Source organism: Thermoanaerobacterium calidifontis, assembly GCF_055381745.1.
The window spans coordinates 1,331,828-1,349,425 of the sequence record NZ_AP042436.1; the positions used below are offsets into that span (position 1 = coordinate 1,331,828).

19 protein-coding genes are annotated in these 17,598 nt (G+C 32.5%); all 19 read right to left on the reverse strand.

Translation table 11 applies throughout. From position 1 onward, the window contains the following. Positions 1-8: 8 nt before the first annotated feature. The 19 genes from pgsA to rnpM all read right to left on the reverse strand — a co-directional run bounded on the left by pgsA (position 9) and on the right by rnpM (position 17,587). Positions 9-545, reverse strand: a complete 537-nt coding sequence (gene pgsA / locus ACZ42G_RS06835; protein WP_085111939.1) for a CDP-diacylglycerol--glycerol-3-phosphate 3-phosphatidyltransferase — start codon at positions 543-545, stop codon at positions 9-11. Then, on the reverse strand, positions 542-1,855 hold the full coding sequence (gene rimO, locus ACZ42G_RS06840; protein WP_464852058.1) for a 30S ribosomal protein S12 methylthiotransferase RimO: 1,314 nt from the start codon (positions 1,853-1,855) through the stop codon (positions 542-544). The genes pgsA and rimO overlap by 4 nt, the downstream gene beginning before the upstream one ends. 75 nt (positions 1,856-1,930) lie before the next feature. Beyond that, complete coding sequence (locus tag ACZ42G_RS06845) at positions 1,931-4,099, reverse strand: FtsK/SpoIIIE family DNA translocase (protein ID WP_464852059.1); 2,169 nt, start codon at positions 4,097-4,099, stop codon at positions 1,931-1,933. A 79-nt stretch (positions 4,100-4,178) separates the two neighbouring features. Next, entirely contained in the window at positions 4,179-4,403 is a 225-nt protein-coding gene (locus ACZ42G_RS06850; protein ID WP_085111942.1) for a YlzJ-like family protein, read from the reverse strand. A gap of 4 nt (positions 4,404-4,407) precedes the next feature. After that, complete coding sequence (locus ACZ42G_RS06855; RefSeq protein WP_085111943.1) at positions 4,408-5,106, reverse strand: ClpP family protease; 699 nt, start codon at positions 5,104-5,106, stop codon at positions 4,408-4,410. 51 nt (positions 5,107-5,157) lie between these two features. Beyond that, positions 5,158-6,306, reverse strand: coding sequence for an aspartate kinase (gene dapG / locus ACZ42G_RS06860; RefSeq protein ID WP_240495790.1), 1,149 nt, complete (start codon positions 6,304-6,306; stop codon positions 5,158-5,160). Positions 6,307-6,472: 166 nt separating this feature from the next. Beyond that, positions 6,473-6,730, reverse strand: a complete 258-nt coding sequence (locus ACZ42G_RS06865; RefSeq protein WP_085111945.1) for a YlmC/YmxH family sporulation protein — start codon at positions 6,728-6,730, stop codon at positions 6,473-6,475. A gap of 18 nt (positions 6,731-6,748) precedes the next feature. Continuing rightward, positions 6,749-7,201: a dUTP diphosphatase gene (gene dut, locus ACZ42G_RS06870; RefSeq protein WP_085111946.1), complete on the reverse strand. Its 453-nt coding sequence runs from the start codon at positions 7,199-7,201 to the stop codon at positions 6,749-6,751. Next, positions 7,194-8,441 carry a M16 family metallopeptidase gene (locus tag ACZ42G_RS06875; protein ID WP_464852062.1) on the reverse strand — a complete coding sequence of 416 codons (1,248 nt, stop codon included), beginning with the start codon at positions 8,439-8,441 and terminating at the stop codon, positions 7,194-7,196. Before ACZ42G_RS06875 ends, dut begins: the two co-directional genes overlap by 8 nt. Before the next feature lie 15 nt (positions 8,442-8,456). Further along, entirely contained in the window at positions 8,457-9,164 is a 708-nt protein-coding gene (locus ACZ42G_RS06880) for a polysaccharide deacetylase family protein (RefSeq protein WP_464852063.1), read from the reverse strand. Between the two features lie 116 nt (positions 9,165-9,280). Further along, positions 9,281-11,383, reverse strand: coding sequence for a polyribonucleotide nucleotidyltransferase (locus tag ACZ42G_RS06885; RefSeq protein WP_464852064.1), 2,103 nt, complete (start codon positions 11,381-11,383; stop codon positions 9,281-9,283). Between the two features lie 80 nt (positions 11,384-11,463). Continuing rightward, the gene (gene rpsO / locus ACZ42G_RS06890) at positions 11,464-11,730 is read right to left on the reverse strand and encodes a 30S ribosomal protein S15 (RefSeq protein WP_013788055.1); all 267 of its coding nucleotides are present in this window, start codon (positions 11,728-11,730) and stop codon (positions 11,464-11,466) included. Between the two features lie 100 nt (positions 11,731-11,830). Then, on the reverse strand, positions 11,831-12,763 hold the full coding sequence (locus tag ACZ42G_RS06895; protein ID WP_464849756.1) for a bifunctional riboflavin kinase/FAD synthetase: 933 nt from the start codon (positions 12,761-12,763) through the stop codon (positions 11,831-11,833). Next, positions 12,764-13,633, reverse strand: coding sequence for a tRNA pseudouridine(55) synthase TruB (gene truB / locus ACZ42G_RS06900; protein WP_464849758.1), 870 nt, complete (start codon positions 13,631-13,633; stop codon positions 12,764-12,766). It lies immediately after the preceding gene. A 6-nt stretch (positions 13,634-13,639) separates the two neighbouring features. After that, positions 13,640-14,593: a DHH family phosphoesterase gene (locus ACZ42G_RS06905; RefSeq protein WP_274892794.1), complete on the reverse strand. Its 954-nt coding sequence runs from the start codon at positions 14,591-14,593 to the stop codon at positions 13,640-13,642. After that, positions 14,590-14,949 (reverse strand): 30S ribosome-binding factor RbfA, encoded by a 360-nt coding sequence (rbfA, locus tag ACZ42G_RS06910; RefSeq protein WP_014758690.1) that lies wholly within the window; start codon positions 14,947-14,949, stop codon positions 14,590-14,592. The genes ACZ42G_RS06905 and rbfA overlap by 4 nt, the downstream gene beginning before the upstream one ends. Positions 14,950-14,963: 14 nt before the next feature. Next, positions 14,964-17,018 (reverse strand): translation initiation factor IF-2, encoded by a 2,055-nt coding sequence (gene infB, locus ACZ42G_RS06915; protein WP_464849760.1) that lies wholly within the window; start codon positions 17,016-17,018, stop codon positions 14,964-14,966. Further along, positions 17,005-17,325: a L7Ae/L30e/S12e/Gadd45 family ribosomal protein gene (locus ACZ42G_RS06920; RefSeq protein WP_014758688.1), complete on the reverse strand. Its 321-nt coding sequence runs from the start codon at positions 17,323-17,325 to the stop codon at positions 17,005-17,007. Before ACZ42G_RS06920 ends, infB begins: the two co-directional genes overlap by 14 nt. After that, positions 17,318-17,587, reverse strand: coding sequence for an RNase P modulator RnpM (gene rnpM / locus ACZ42G_RS06925; protein ID WP_038069276.1), 270 nt, complete (start codon positions 17,585-17,587; stop codon positions 17,318-17,320). Before rnpM ends, ACZ42G_RS06920 begins: the two co-directional genes overlap by 8 nt. Positions 17,588-17,598: the final 11 nt, after the last annotated feature.

Genomic DNA, 17,598 nt, shown 5'->3' on the forward strand with positions numbered 1-17,598 from the left:
CACCCTTCTCATCCTAAAATTATGTTTCTGCATTTTACAACATAATCAATTCCAGAATAAACTGTAAAGAATAGCGCTAAGTACACAGCTATAGTTGAAAATGGGAAAAACACATATTCAAATGGATAATTATTTAGCATCAGCGATATTATAGCTATGATTTGAAATGTCGTCTTATATTTGCCAAGATTGCTGGCTGCAATTACGACACCTTTATCTGCTCCAACTGCTCTTAATCCAGTTATTATAAATTCCCTGCAAAGAATAACTATGACGATCCAACTTTGTATGCGATTTAGTTGTATTAAGACGATTAAAGCAGATGAAACCATAATTTTATCTACAAGAGGATCCATAAACTTGCCTAAATTCGTAATTTGATTGTATTTTCTTGCAATATATCCATCTAACTTGTCAGTCAATGATGCAACTAAAAATAAAGAAGCTGCAATTATATTTGAGTATTTAATTCCTGACAACATTACTATTATAAAAAAAGGAACTAAAATCAATCTTGCAATTGTAATCTTATTTGCTGCGTTCACAACAACTCCCCCATTAGATCATAGTCAAAAGCTTTTGTGATCTTGACCCTAGCAAAATCGCCAATGTTTAACTTCCTATACGACTTAAAAAACGTCATTCCATCAATATCTGGAGCATCAATATAGCTTCTTCCATAATAAAGTCCATCTTTTTGTCCTTCCACCACTACTTCAAATTCACTGCCAATTAATCTCTTGTTATATTCAAGCGATATATTCTTTTGCAAAAGCATTATCTCATTATATCTTTTTTGCTTAATTTGTTCTGAAATTTGATTTTGCATATCATAAGCTTCAGTATCTTCCTCCCTAGAATATTTGAATACACCTAATTTATTAAACTTTTTCTCTACAATAAAATTTTTTAAATCGGAGAATTCATCCTCTGTCTCCCCTGGAAAACCAACAATAAACGTTGTTCTAATTATCATTCCAGGAATAGACTTAAGCTTTTCAATTGTATCTTCAATCTTTTTTCTCGTTGTATTTCTTTTCATTCGTCTTAAAACTTCATCATTTGAATGTTGCAACGGTATATCTATATATTTTAACACTTTTTCATTTGTATTTATCTCATCAATGAGTTCATCTGTAATGCTGTCTGGATATGCATACAGTATTCTAATCCATTTTATTCCATTTATATTTGCCAACTTCCTCATTAAAGTCGGCAACATGTATTTATTGTAGATATCAATGCCATACTTTGTTGTGTCTTGGGCAATTAATATTAATTCTTTGACACCATTTTCAGCTAACATCTTTGCTTCATTGAGCAAATCTTCCATTTTGACGCTTCTGTAGCGCCCTCTCAATTTTGGTATGATGCAGAATGAACACTTATTATTGCATCCTTCTGAGATCTTCAAATACGCGTAATGTTTTGGCGTGCTTAATATTCTTGGTGAGTCTTTATCGTCCAATTCGTTTGCATGCCCATATTCTAAGATTCGCTTCCCCTTCAATGTATCTTCAATTACATCTGCAATTTTCAAAAAATCGCCAGTTCCTATTACAGCATCCAATTCAGGAAGACTTTTTAAAAGTTCATCTTTATATCTTTCTGATAAGCATCCAGATGCAATTAAAGATTTTAATCTCTTTTTCTTCAATTTGCCCATTTCTAGTATATAATCGATAGATTCTCTTTTTGCACTTTCGATGAATCCACATGTATTTATAATCAAAACGTCAGCATCATTTTCATTATTTACTATATTAAATCCTTTTTCCTTTATTATCCCTAACATTTTCTCTGAGTCAACGATATTTTTCGCACATCCAAGAGATATTATTCCGACATTTACCATTTGAAGCTCCTTCCTTAACCTTTTTGTATTTACAAAGAAAAGTATATACCATATAAACCACATTGTAAAGAAATATTAACCGTTTATTATTCTTTTTATTTCTTCTTCTGATAGCAATATTTGCCTTGGTTTAGAGCCGTCGTATCCACTTATTATTCCCTTTTGCTCCATCTGATCTATTATTCTTGCAGCTCTTGCATAGCCTATCCTAAGCCTTCTTTGCAGCATAGATATGGAAGCTTGTCCAGTTTCTACAATTATTTTAATTGCATCATTCATCAATTCATCTTCTTCTATTTCTTTGTTTAATGTACTTTTTGACTCGACGATTATTTCTTCATATTTTGGCTCATTAGCATTTGACTTTAAGAAATTTACAATTTCTTCAACTTCTTTATCCGAAATAAATGCACCTTGCACACGAATTGGTTTGGATTCGCCAATCGGGTAATAAAGCATGTCTCCCTTTCCTAACAATTTCTCAGCACCAGACATGTCTAAAATAGTTCTCGAATCTATTTGTGATGAAACAGCAAAAGAGATCCTAGACGGTATATTTGCTTTTATGACACCAGTTATAACATCTACTGATGGCCTCTGTGTAGCAATTACTAAATATATACCTGCAGCTCTTGCCATTTGGGCCAATCTACATATGTATTCTTCCACTTCTGCTGGTGAAACCATCATAAGATCTGATAATTCATCTACAATAACGACTATCTTAGGCATTGTGTCAATGCCATGAATTTTATTATACCCATCAATGTCCCTTACATTGTTTTCTGCAAATGCTTTATATCTTTCTGTCATTTCGTTTACTGCCCAATTAAGGACACCAGCGGCTTTTTTAGGATCTGTAACAACAGGCGTTAGTAAGTGTGGTATGCCATTGTAAATATTCAATTCAACAACTTTAGGATCTATTAAAATCATTTTGACTTTATCAGGGGAAGCTTTGTACAATAAACTTACAATTAAAGTATTAATACAAACACTTTTGCCTGAACCCGTAGCACCAGCAATTAATAAGTGAGGCATTTTTGATAAATCAGCTATAACTATGTTTCCAGCAATGTCTTTTCCTAATCCTATTGTTAGATCAGACTTGCTTTCCCTAAATTTTTTAGTGTCTATAACTTCTCTAAGTGTCACAACAGATATTTTTTCATTTGGGACTTCAATCCCAATTGCAGATTTTCCTGGGATTGGAGCTTCTATTCTAACGGAAGGCGTTGCAAGACTTAATGCAATGTCGTCTGTTAAACTAACTATTCTGCTGACTTTGACTCCAGGGCTTGGTTGTAATTCAAATCTTGTAATAGCTGGCCCTCTGCTGACTTGCACTACTTTAGCATCAATGGCGAAATTTTTAAGCGTTTCTTCCAATTTCTTAGCATTTTCTATGATTAAATTATTGTTAACTTTTTGGTGTGGTATACCTTCTTTAAGCAATTCTATGGGTGGATAAATATAATTCTCGTAAGTTTTTCCTTTATTTTCTATCTTTGAGATTTTGGATTCATCTTCGCTATGGTCTTTTTTCTCATCTATTTCTTCTTCTAAGTACGGTTGTATTATCTTTAATTGTTGTTCTTCGCTATTTGCAACTTTTTTTCTGGATAATTTTTTTTCATCTGGTTTTTCTACAATTTCAGGTAGCATATTTTCATGATTAAATTCTAATGTCTTTTTTTTGTTTTTATATTTTTCTATAAGCTTAGACATCTGTCTATATACTGATTTTATGCTTTCAATAAGTGATATATCTGTAAGAAGTATGATGCTGATGACTAATGTAGAAATCAGAAATAACCAGCTTCCTATAACTCCCAAAAACTTAACAAGTACAAAGACAGTTATGGCAGAAACAATTCCTCCGCCTGACCCATTTAGTCCATGCTTAATGCTATCTAAAACATAATTTTTAAAATAGCCAATGTTATAATAAAAATATATCTGAACCATATTTATAAAACACAGAAATGTTATTAATAAACATATGATTCTTTTATAGTCTAAAAAATTCTTATTTTTAAATAAAAGAAATAATGAATACACTAAAATTAATAGCGATATTGCATACGCGCCTACGCCGAAAAGGCTTTTTAATAAAATTACCAATTCTTTCCCTACTATTCCTGTCTTGTCAGAATAAAGGCTTATCATAGAAATAATCGAAAAAGTAAGCAAAATTATTCCAACTATTTCATTGTTGTATTTTTCTTTAGTCTTTGATTTCATAATTATCACCCAATAATTAATTCTACATTTTATATAAAAATCCTTTTTATCAAAAAAATAGATGTGTTAAACACATCTATTATAGCACAATTTGATTTTTTTTGAAATCAATTGTAGTTCCAGGTGCGTATTTAGTTTTTAGATAATCGTTTGGATTTGTAGAGTACATTCTTATTATTTTATATTTATCCTCTTCTTTTTCTAAAATGAATGTTTTTCCTTCCATATATATTTCAATATAATTATCTTTTATTTCATCACATTTTTGAAAGACGAGTTCGTAAGGAATTATAGTGTATAGCATAAAATCACCTATTTTCTTTCTCTTTAATTAATTGTTGAAGTTTTTCAATTGCTTCTGAAACACCTCCAACTTCATCGATCAATCCATAGTCTACTGCTTCTTTTCCAACCAGGATAGTTCCAACATCATTTGCCAGCTCTCCTATCTTTAGCATAAGATTCATAAAAGCATCTCTTTTAATTCTTGAATTTCTTATTACAAATTCAACTATTCTATCCTGCATTTTATTAAAATAATCGAATGTCTGAGGCACGCCTATAACTAAACCTGTCATTCTTATTGGATGTATAGTCATTGTTGCGCTGGGAACAATGAAAGAGTAATTTGACGAAACTGCAAGGGGTACACCTATGCTGTGTCCACCACCTAATACGATTGAAACTGTAGGCTTTGACAAACTGGAAATCATTTCGGCGATAGCCAAACCGGCTTCTACATCTCCGCCAACTGTGTTTAACAAGATTAAAAGACCCTTTATCTGAGGATTTTCTTCAATTGCTACTAATTGCGGTATTATATGTTCATATTTCGTAGTCTTATTCTGTGGCGGTAATATCATGTGTCCTTCTATTTGTCCTATTATTGTCAGACAATGAATACTACTTTCGAAATTTGGCAAATTCGTCTGTCCAAAGCTCTGTATATTCTGCTGTACTGCCGTACCAGTTTGCACAGGTAAATCTTCATTTTTTAATATACCCATTTTATCACTCTCCTATAAAATTAGTATAAAAAAATTAGTGCATATTATGCACTAATTATAGCTTTCAAGCTTAAATTCATCGTGCAAAACCTTCACAGCTATATCTGCCTTATCTTGACTTACAAGACATGAAATAGTATTGTGAGAATCTGCCGTTTGAAAAATCTCTATATTATTATCAGATAATGCTTTTATTATTCTGGCCATAACACCTGGAACACCACGTATTCTATTACCAATTATCGAAACTTTGCTGCAATTTTTCCTTATCGCGTATTTAACATCATTTTCTTTTAACAGTGTTTCTAATTTTGATAAATCAGCTTCCGATATGGTGAATATTTTCTTATCAGGAAAGACATTTATAAGGTCAATACTGATTTTAGCTTCTGCAATCTTCCCAAAAATATCTTTATCATCTCTATTTAATTCAATAATAACTTGAACTCTATTGTTCATATTAGCTATACCTGTAACAAGGTTATCAGAGTCATAAATGTTATTGTAAACATTGTTGTATTGAGTAATAATAGTTCCCGGACTATCGCTCATTGTATTTTTTATTACTAAAGGTATATTGCCTCGCATCGCAATTTCTACAGCTCGAGGATGTATCACTTTTGCACCTTGTTCCGCCAATTGAAAAACTTCATTATAGCTTATTCGCTTCAATATATGAGCATTTGAGACGATTCTGGGATCTGCTGTCATGATTCCATCTACATCTGTATAAATTTCTACGGCATATGCTTTCAATGCTTCACCTAATAATGCAGCAGTCGTATCACTGCCACCTCTGCCTAAAGTCGTTATATCACCATCAACTGTAATACCTTGAAATCCAGCCACTACAGGAATTATATTTTGATTTAATGCGTCAATAAGATATTGTGGCTCTACTCTTATTATTTCTGCATCTCCAAAATTATCATCCGTAATTATTCCCGCTTGTCCTCCAGTAAAAACTTTTGATTTATAGCCTTTGCTCATCAAGACATTTGAAAATATGACACTTGAAATAATTTCACCACATGACATTAAAATATCAAGTTCTCTTTTAGGAGTATCCTTATATATTGACTTGGCAAAATTTATTAAAGTATCAGTTGCATACGGATCTCCACTTCTTCCTATTGCAGATACTACTACCACTGGCATGAATCCTTGTTCAATAGCATCTACTACTTTTGATACCGCCATATTTCTTCTTTCAGACGTTGAGACAGATGTGCCACCAAATTTCTGAACAATAATATTCGTAATAACCACCCTTTCATATACATCATGCAAAATAAAATAAATTTAATATTATTATACTTTATTATGCTAATAAAGGAAAGGATATTTTCCTTTCCTTTATTAGCGATCATAAAAATTTTCTCATTTTATCAAGCTCTACTTCCACAATTATCATATCATTTCCTATCTTTTTTATATACTCCCAAGGAATCTCTATGTAATTAGGCCTGCTTCTAAAAATAGATCCTTTTGTTTCATAGACAACAATTGAATTAATCTTTCCAGTATTTTCATCGATTATAAGATCTGAATCTTCAATTAAACCAAGCCTTTTGCCATCATTTAAGTTTACAATTTCTTTGTTGCCAAATTCACTTAGCCTCATCGTATCCTCCTTTCTCATCTATAATCCTGTATGTCCGAAGCCATTCTCTCCTCTTAAAGTTTCGTCCAATTCATCCACTTCAACAATTTCCGGTATTTCTACTTTATTTATTATCATTTGCGCGATTCTAAGTCCTCTCTTAACTATAAAATCAATTTTTCCAAAGTTTATCAATATCAATTTAATTTCTCCTCTATAATCAGAGTCTATAGTACCTGGAGAATTCAACATGGTTATACCGTTATTTAACGCAAGTCCACTCCGTGGACGAATTTGTGCTTCATAACCTTCAGGCAACTGTATCATAATACCTGTTCCTATCAATTTTATCTCACCAGGTTTAATAACCACGTCTTCATCTACTTTTGCATATAAGTCGATACCTGCGGCTCCATTGCTCATATATTTTGGCAAAGGCAAATCTTTCGCATCATCTGTTTTTTTTATTTTCAAAAGCAATTTATTATTCAATTTTCATCCATCCTATCTGATTTTCGTTTATATCACCGACAACTGAAATCCCCAATTGCTCAATATTAAATATCTTTTTCGCAAGATTGTTAACATCATCATATGTAATTGAATCGATTTTATCTACAATATCATTGACAGTATAAACTTTTTTTAAAAAAAGCAGAGATTTGCCTATCGATGACATTCTGCTGCTAATACTATCCATATCCATTAAAATGCTAATTTTTAGCTGCTCTTTAAATTTGTTTACCTCAAATTCCGAAAAGCCATCATTTTTTACTTTTAAAATTTCCTTTATGATCAGTTCATAAACCGATTTTAAATTTTCAGTTGCAGTACTTGCAAAAATGGTAAAAGCACCTGTGTCAATATATGTAGACGGATAAGAGTAGATCGAATATACTAACCCTTCTTCTTCGCGAATTTTTTGAAACAGTCTGGAACTCATTCCTCCTCCGAATGCATTGCTAACAATAGATAAAGTATATATGCTGTCAAATGAATAATTTATGCCAGGCATACTTATACATATGTTTACTTGCTCATATTCTTTGCTTTTTAATACTATACCTTTATTCCAGTCAGGTTTGTCTAATGAAATGGCATTATTACAAGAATTTATATATAAAGTCTTTCTTGATATAATATCAAATATAGAGTCATCAAAATTCCCTGCAATTGAAATCACAATATTGTCTTTAATGTAATTATCTCTATAAAATTTGACGATCATGTCTCTATCAAAAGATTTTACAGTATCTTCATAGCCAAGAACAGGATATGATAATGGGTTACCTTTCCAGGTAAGGTTTGCCAACATATCATAAGCGACATCCTCTGGAGAATCATTATTCATGTTTATTTCTTCCAACACTACATTTTTTTCTTTCTCTATATCTTCACTTTTAAAAAGTGGATTAAACACCATATCGAAAAGTACATCAACTGCTTTTTCTGTGTATGAATTATACACTTTAACATAAAAGCAAGTGCTTTCTTTCCCTGTGAATCCATTTAACTGTCCACCGATATTATCAATTTCTTCCGCTATATCTTTTGCGCTTCTATTTTTTGAACCTTTAAATACCATGTGTTCAATAAAATGTGATATTCCATTATTCTCTTTATTTTCATAACGAGAACCAACTTTAATCCATATTCCTATATACACTGAATTAACATATGGCATCTTATAAGCTACCACATTAACATCGTTAATTTTCTTTTGTATGTACATTTACTACCTCCTCATTTATTTTAGAACATTTGAAACGCTAGTTATTTCATAACCTTTGCTTTCCAATTCTTTGATCATAGTAGGCAGCGCTTCTACAGTGCCTTTTGTCGGATGCATCAAAACGATAGCGCCATTATGAGCTTTTTTTACAACTCTATCGATAATATTATTAACACCTGGGTTGCTCCAATCTATAGTATCTAAACTCCATAAGATTACTTTATAGCCAAGATCTTCAGCAGTTTTTACCACATCATCATTAAAATCACCGTATGGTGGAGCAAAAAGATTAGGTTTTTTTCCAGTTATTTTAAAAAGCACATCACCTGCTTTTGATATATCCGCTGCATATTTTTCCCTGCTCCACTGCGTATACTTAACGTGTGTATACCCATGACTTGCTATCTCATGTCCATCGGTTGCAATTTGTCTGACTATCTCTGGATTTTTCTCAGCCCATTGCCCCTCAAAAAAGAATGTTATTTTTTTGTTGTTTGATTTAAATGTTTCTAACATCTTTGGAATATACTCATTTCCCCACGCTACGTTGCAAGCAAAAGCTATCTTTTTACTATTTGCATCGCCTTTATAAATAGGGTCATTTGTTTTAAACGTAGAAATAGAATGATTAACTAACATCCCCAACAAAATTATCGCAATAATTAATATTAAAATCAATATTATGGTAGTTTTTTTAGGATATTTTATATAATATATCTTCAACACTAACACCACCTAATCTATTTTCTTAATAAATTTTATTAGGTGATGTTATCAGATATTACTTTTTTATTGAATATTAATAAATAAAAAACATAAACCATAAGCGGTTTATGCATTTACACTTCTTTGTCACTTTTAGTTTCTTCTGGCAAAGCATCTTTCCTCGATAAATTAATCCGTCCTTGTTTATCAATTTCTGTCACTTTTACCAAAATTTCATCACCAATATTTACCACATCTTCAACTTTATTCACATGTTTTTTATCTAACTTAGATATGTGAACCAATCCTTCTTTACCAGGAGCAATTTCTACAAAAGCGCCAAATGAAGCCAGTCTTGTCACTTTTCCTAAATAAATTGAACCTACTTCTACATCTTTTGTTATTGCTTCAATGATCATTTTAGCTTTCTCGCCAGCTTTTAAATCGGTTGATGATATAAATACTCTACCATCGTCTTCTATATCTATTTTAACACCTGTATCTGCTATTATTTTGTTTATTGTCTTGCCACCTGCTCCAATTATATCCCTTATTTTTTCAGGATCAACGTTTAAACTTATAATCCTTGGAGCATAAGGAGATAATTCCTTTCTTGGCTCTTTTATAGTTTCTAACATCTTATTCAATATGAATAACCTACCTTTTCGAGCCTTTTCTAAAGCTAACGAAAGGATATCGCGATCGATGCCAGCTATTTTTATATCCATTTGTATTGCCGTTATCCCTTTTTCAGTACCAGCAACTTTGAAATCCATGTCACCAAGAAAGTCTTCTATTCCCTGTATATCTGTCAGTATAGATACTATATCGCCCTCTTTAATAAGACCCATTGCAACGCCTGCAACTGGTGCTTTAATTGGAACACCAGCATCCATAAGGGCCAATGTACTTCCGCATACACTTGCTTGTGAAGTTGAACCATTTGAGCTTAACACTTCAGAAACCAATCTGATTGTGTAAGGAAATTCCTCCTCTGAAGGTATCATAGGCTCTAATGCCCTCTCAGCCAGTGCACCATGCCCTATTTCTCTCCTTCCTGGACCTCTTAATGGCCTCGTTTCACCTACGCTAAAAGGAGGGAAATTATAATGATGCATATATCTCTTAGATTCTTCGTCACCTAAACCATCGAGAATCTGTATATCGCCAAGAGGACCTAATGTTGCCACTGTCATAACTTGCGTTTGACCACGAGTAAATATAGCTGAACCATGTGTACGAGGCAAAACGCCGACATCGCATGTTATTGGCCTTATATCATCTAAACCTCTACCATCTACTCTTATTTTTTCTTCAGTGATCATTTTTCGCATCTGTTCTTTTGTAATTGTATATAAAACTTCATCAATATCTGCAAGGTTGTCTGGATATTCATCTTTAAAATGTTCTAAAACTTCTTCCTCAACTTTATCTATATTATCGTTTCTTTCCTTCTTCTCTTCTGTTCTCAAAGCATTATATATTTTTTCAGTTGCAAATTCCCTAACCTGTTGTTCTAAGTTAGCATCTATTTCATGTACTATTACTTCCGCTTTTGGAAGTCCTACTTCTTTTACAATGCCTTCTATAAATTCTACTATCTGTTTTATGTATTCATGAGCGTACATTATTGCATCTAACATTACTTCTTCTGTAACTTCATTGGCACCAGCCTCAACCATCATTATGGCATCTTTTGTGCCTGAAACAGTCAAATGCAGATCACTTTTTTCTCTCGCTTTTAAGTCAGGATTTATTATGAAATTCCCATCTACAAGCGCTACTGATACAGAACCTGTAGGCCCGTTAAAAGGAATATCAGATATGGATAAAGCAACTGAAGAACCTATCATTGCCACTATCTCCGGCTGAACATCAGGGTCTACAGATAAAACAGTAGCAATAACTTGCACATCATTCCTATATCCATGTGGAAATAATGGTCTTATTGGTCTATCTATTAATCTGGACGTCAATATTGCTTTCTCAGTAGGTTTACCTTCCCGTTTAATAAAACCACCAGGTATTTTACCTACGGAATAAAGCCTCTCTTCATAATCAACACTTAAAGGGAAAAAGTCAACTCCTTCTCTTGGTTCTTTAGAAGCGCAAGCAGTAACCAGCACAACTGTATCACCATATCTAACAAGAGCGCTACCATTAGCTAGTTGTGCAAGTTTTCCAGTTTGAACGATTAATTTTCTCCCTGCAAGATCGAGTTCAAAAATCCTTTCCATATTATCCTCCTTTCATCCTTTTAATATATTTTTTCAAATATTTGAGCATTAATACAGAAAAAAGAGCGAGGTTACCCGCTCTATTTTCTTAAATCTAACTTTTCAACGATGGCACGGTACCTATCCATATCTTTCTTCATTAGATAATTTAATAATCCTCTTCTCTGACCAACCATCTTAAGCAAGCCGCGTCTTGAATGATGATCTTTTTTATGAACTTTTAAATGTTCATTTAAAGAGTTAATCCTCTCAGTGAGTAAAGCAATCTGAACTTCTGGAGAACCAGTGTCTTTCTCATGAATCCTATTCTCAGCGATTATTTCATTTTTTCTCTCTTTGTTTAGCATGATTTCACCTCCACTCATAAATTCGCCAAATAGCATTGACATCGCCGGTGAACGAATATCAAAGCTATGGTAATCACGGATATAATTTTATCACAAAAAATCAATTATGTAAAATATATTTATAAGATTTTGCTAAAGCATAATCATTTTTCATCTGTTCTATAAGTTCTTTTTCGCTATTGAATTTTATTTCATTTCGAACACGCTTAATAAATTCAATTTCTATAAACAGCCCATAAATATTTTCATTAAAATCTAAAATATATGTTTCAACAGATAAATTATTGACATTAAAAGTCGGATTTATTCCAATATTTGTTATACCGAGAAAGCGTCTATTGCCTATTTTTACTTTCGTTATATACACGCCATTTAATGGTAAGATACAATCCCTGTCTATCCTAATATTAGCTGTTGGGAATCCTAACTTTCTTCCGATTTTTCTACCACTAATGACATACCCTTCTAAGCTAAAATATCTCCCAAGATATTTGCTTGCTTCTTCTACATTTCCTTCCTGGATCAAAGAACGTATAAAGCTACTACTTATTGGAATATCGTTCAATTTTATAGGTTCAACAATATATACTTCATAATTATAAATCTTCGAAAAATTTTTTAAAAGTGAAACATCACCATTAGCATTGTATCCAAATCTATAATTATCCCCTACAACTGCAATTTTCATATTTAACTTGTTAATTAAAATGTTCTCAATAAAAGCCTTTGGAGATAACAATGAAAAATCCTTATTAAAGTCATAAATTATAGCGTAATCTAAATTAAATTTAGAAAATTCCTCTATTTTTTTTCTGTTGGTTGTCAATAGCTTCTGATAATCGTTTTTGTATATTGTCTTTGTCGTATGTTGTTTAAATGTAAATACAGAGCTCGTCATTTTATTTGTTTTTGACAATTCTACTGATTTTTTAATTAGTTCTTGATGTCCAAGATGGATACCATCAAAGTTTCCAAGAGCGATTACTTTTTTATCATTGTATTTTTCTGTATTATACTCATCTATTATTATCACTTAGCCATCAGCTCCAAATAACAATCGTTCGACATAGATTCTATCACCTATAACTTTGCCAACGCCAACAAAGAAATGTTCTGGACTGTACAATTTTATAAATTCAGCATCTACATTTGTGTATTTATTTTTCACAGGATTGCCATGCACAATCTTATGATAATCATCATTGCTAAGACAAACATCAGGAAATGTTATAATATCATCCATTTTCATTATTTTGTACTTTCCACTTACAACTTCTTCTAATGTAAAAGAATTTTCTAAAGTAAATGATCCAACGCTTGTTCTAATAAGCATTGACATATATCCTGAAATATTCAAATAATCACAAATATCACGAACAAGAGCTCTTACATATGTTCCTTTTGAGCATTTTACATCAAATATAATTTTGTATGGTGCCTCGTAAGATATCACATTAATGTCATATATAGTCACAGGAGAAGGCTTGATATCAATAGTTTTGCCTTCTCGTGCATATTGATAAAGTTTTTTTCCGTCAACTTTTTTAGCAGAGTAAATAGGTGGAATCTGTAAAATATCGCCTTTAAATACACTTTCAATTTCTGATATTTTATACTGTTCCAAAACTTTAACAGGCGTTACACTTGTAATATTTCCAAATTTATCAATACTATCTGTAGAGAAACCAAAAGTTATTTCCCCTCTATACGTCTTTGTCTGCGATACTACATACTGAGCCAATTTCGTTGCTTTACCTATACATATAGGTAATACACCTGCTGCCCCCGGATCAAGAGTTCCCAAATGGCCTATTTTTTTTATATTAAAATTTCTCCTTAAAAAGGATACTACATCATGAGATGTCATGCCCGGCGGTTTCAAAATATTTAAAAAACCATCCATTTTCAATCACTCATCGATTTCAAATTTTATTAAATCTAAAATTTTTTCTTTTACATCATTTATACTGCCTTCTGTTAAGAATCCTGATGCTCTTACATGACCACCACCGCCAAATTCTTTAGCCAGTTTATTTACATCCACATACTTTTTAGAGCGTAAACTTCCTTTTACAAAATCACCTTTTTCAACCAGCATAACAGCGATTTCCACACTGTCTATATCTCTTCCATAATTTATGATATTCTCTACATCTTCTAATTTTGTATTTGTGCTAAGAAAATCTTCATTTGATATCTCCATATACGCAACTTTTCCATCAAAATAAAGTTCCATATTGTTTATAACTCTGCCTATTAACTTAAGCTTCTCATATTTAATATTATGAAAAACAATATTGGATATTTTATCCACAGAAGCACCGTTATTTATTAAATCACCAGCAACTTCATGAGTAAATGATGTAGTTGAGCCGTACATAAAATGTCCTGTGTCTGTAACGACTCCAACATACAGACATTCTGCGATTTCTTGGTCCAAATCAATACCTAATATTTTTATCAATTGATATACTATCTCAGATGACGAAGCTGCATTGGTATCTACGTAATTCATAGTAGCATACAAAGTATTTGAAATATGATGATCTATATTTATTGACTTAGGGACCTTTCTAAGCAATTCTTTTGCCTTTCCCATTCTATCTGAATCAGCGCAATCTACAGCTATAAGCAAATCTGCTGATATGTCAAATGGTTTTGTGATTTTATCTGTGTATGGCATAAATCTATAGATTTCAGGTATATCATCATCAATAAATATAGATACATCTTTTCTCAATTTATTCATGGCCTTGTATAATGCAGTAACACATCCTATTCCATCACCATCAGGTGATACATGCGTTACAATAGCTATTTTTTCAGCTTCTCTTATTGAATCCAACATATCATTTAAAATCATTTGTCTTCACTCTCTTGACTATCTAAATCTCTTAAAATCTTAGAAATATGAGCACCATATTCTATCGAATTATCAAGTTCGAAAATCAATTCAGGAGTATATCTTAACTTAATCCTTTTTCCTAATTCATGTCTTATAAAACCAGTTGCACTTTTTAAACCTTCTATAGTGTTTTTCTTCTCGTCATCATTTCCATAAACGCTAATATAAATTTTTGCATAACGCAAATCTTTTGAAACCTCGATATCTGTTATGCTAGTCATACTGCTTATCCTTGGATCCTTTATCTCTTCGAATATCATTTGGCTTACTTCTTTTTTTATTTCTTCTGATAAACGTCCAATTCTGTACTGCACATTAATTCATCCTTTCAACGAGGTATTTCCTCCATCTGATATGCTTCCAGCACATCACCTTCTTTTATGTCATTAAATCTTTCTATACCGATTCCACATTCAAAACCAGATTGTACTTCTTTTACATCATCTTTAAATCTCTTTAACGAAGATATTTTCCCTTCAAAAATCACTACGCCATCTCTTACTAATCTTATGTTTGCATTTCTGGAAATTTTACCTTCTACAACATAGCATCCAGCCACATTCCCTACATTAGGAACTCTAAATACTGCTCTTACTTCTGCTTTACCTAATTCTTTTTCTCTATACTCTGGTTCCAACATACCCTTCATAGCTGCTTTTAAATCATCAATTGCATCATAGATTACTCTATATAACCTTATATCGACTTTCTCTTTTTCTGCTAAAGACTTAGCCTTGCTATCAGGTCTTACATTAAAACCGATTATTATAGCATTAGACGCGGAAGCAAACATAACATCAGTTTCAGTAATAGCACCAACCGCTCCATGGATAACTCTAAGTCTAACATCATCATTACTCAATTGCTCAATTGAGCTTTTTAATGCTTCCACAGAACCCTGCACGTCAGCTTTTAATATTATATTTAACTCTTTTACATTGCCTTCTTTTATTTGATTAAATAGTTCATCAAGAGATATCTTTTGCTTTTGCATCATTTCTTCTTCTCTAAACTTTTCCTTGCGTTTTTCGGCAATTGAACGAGCTTTTTTCTCATCATCCAATACAACAAGTATGTCTCCTGCCTTTGGAACATCAGATAGTCCCAAAACTTCAACAGGTATTGATGGTGATGCTTTTTTAACCTTCCTACCTTTATCGTCAAACATTGCTCTCACTTTTCCATAAGCTGTGCCAGCAATTATTACATCACCTGTTTTTAGTGTTCCCTTTTGTACTAAAACTGTTGCAACAGGACCTCTGTTTTTGTCAAGTTGTGCTTCAATGATTGTACCTCTGGCTGGCCTATTTGGATTTGCCTTTAATTCTAACATTTCCGCTTCCAACAATATCATTTCAAGCAAATCATCAAGCCCAATATTTTTTTGCGCTGAAACATTGACACATATTGTACTTCCGCCCCAATCCTCTGGCACCAAACCATATTCCACCAATTCTTGCTTAACTCTATCTGGGTTCGCATTAGGTTTATCAATTTTATTTATGGCTACAATTATCGGAACATTTGCAGCTTTAGCATGGTTTATTGCTTCTATTGTTTGAGGCATAACACCATCATCCGCTGCTACAACTAATACAGCAATATCAGTCACGCTGGCACCTCTCGCTCTCATAGCCGTAAATGCTTCATGTCCTGGTGTATCCAAAAACACGACTTTTTTGCCATTTATTTCTACAACAGATGCACCAATGTGTTGCGTAATTCCTCCAGCTTCACGTTGAGTAACGTTTGTCTTTCTGATTGCATCCAGCAAGGATGTTTTTCCATGATCTACATGACCCATCACAGTTATTACAGGTGGTCTGGGCAGAAGATCTTTTTCGTCATCTTCTTTGTCTATGATTTCAAGATTATCTTCATTTTCCTCTTTTTTTTCTAATAAAAAGCCATACTCTTCAGCGATTTGCGAGGCATTTTCATAGTCTATTTGTTGATTTATTGTCACCATTATTCCTTTGGATATCAATTTCTTTATGATATCTGAAGGATTTATTTTCATTTTTTCAGATAGCTCTTTAACAGTTATAAACGCAGGTATCGATATTATTTTAACAGAATCATCTTGTGGTTTATTGTTATCGTCCTTTGCTTTTTTGGCATCTGACTTTTTTTGCTTTTTGTTAGACTTTTTAGGCTTTTCATCAATTTCGTCATATTCTTCTACTAATTCATCGGTCTCTTTTTCCTCTTTTTCGGTCAATAAATCTATTATTAAACTTACTTCATCGTCTTCTAACGTGCTCATATGATTTTTTACATTAATATCTAAATCATTTAACTTTGAAATCAATTCCTTGCTCGTAATTTTTAGTTCTTTTGCCAACTCATAAACTCTTGTCTTTGACATTTTATTCACCTCCATTAGTTAGAACCTCCTTTGCTTCAGCTAATAGTTTGTTAGATAGGTTTTCATCTGTAATGCCAATAACCGCTGTGTCGTCTCTCCCTATGCTTTTGCCGATATAAGACATATTACCAGCGATTATATATAAAATGTTTTTAGAATTACATAAAGATATAAACTTTTTCTTTGTATTTTCAGAAGCGTCTTCCGCTATAATAACAAGACGAACACTTGATTTAGCAATTCCTTTTTCAACTGGCAACCTTCCCGGCAATAATTTTCCTGCTCTCCTGCACAACCCCAGCATAGAATAAAATTTATTCATTTGAAACCTCTTTTCTGATTTGTTCAATAATATCTTCAGTTAATGAAGTTTCCAATGCCCTTTCTATTTTTTTTGATTTTAAGGCTTTTTCTACACAATCAATGTTTTTGCAGACATAGCAACCTCTCCCAGACAACTTACCTGTCAAATCAACTTGGACTTCATTGCTATGCGCTTTTTTGACGATTCGAAGTAACTCTCTCTTTGGCTTCATTTCTTGGCAACCAAGACACATTCTCATTGGAACTTTTTTGGACTTCACGTTATCAACCC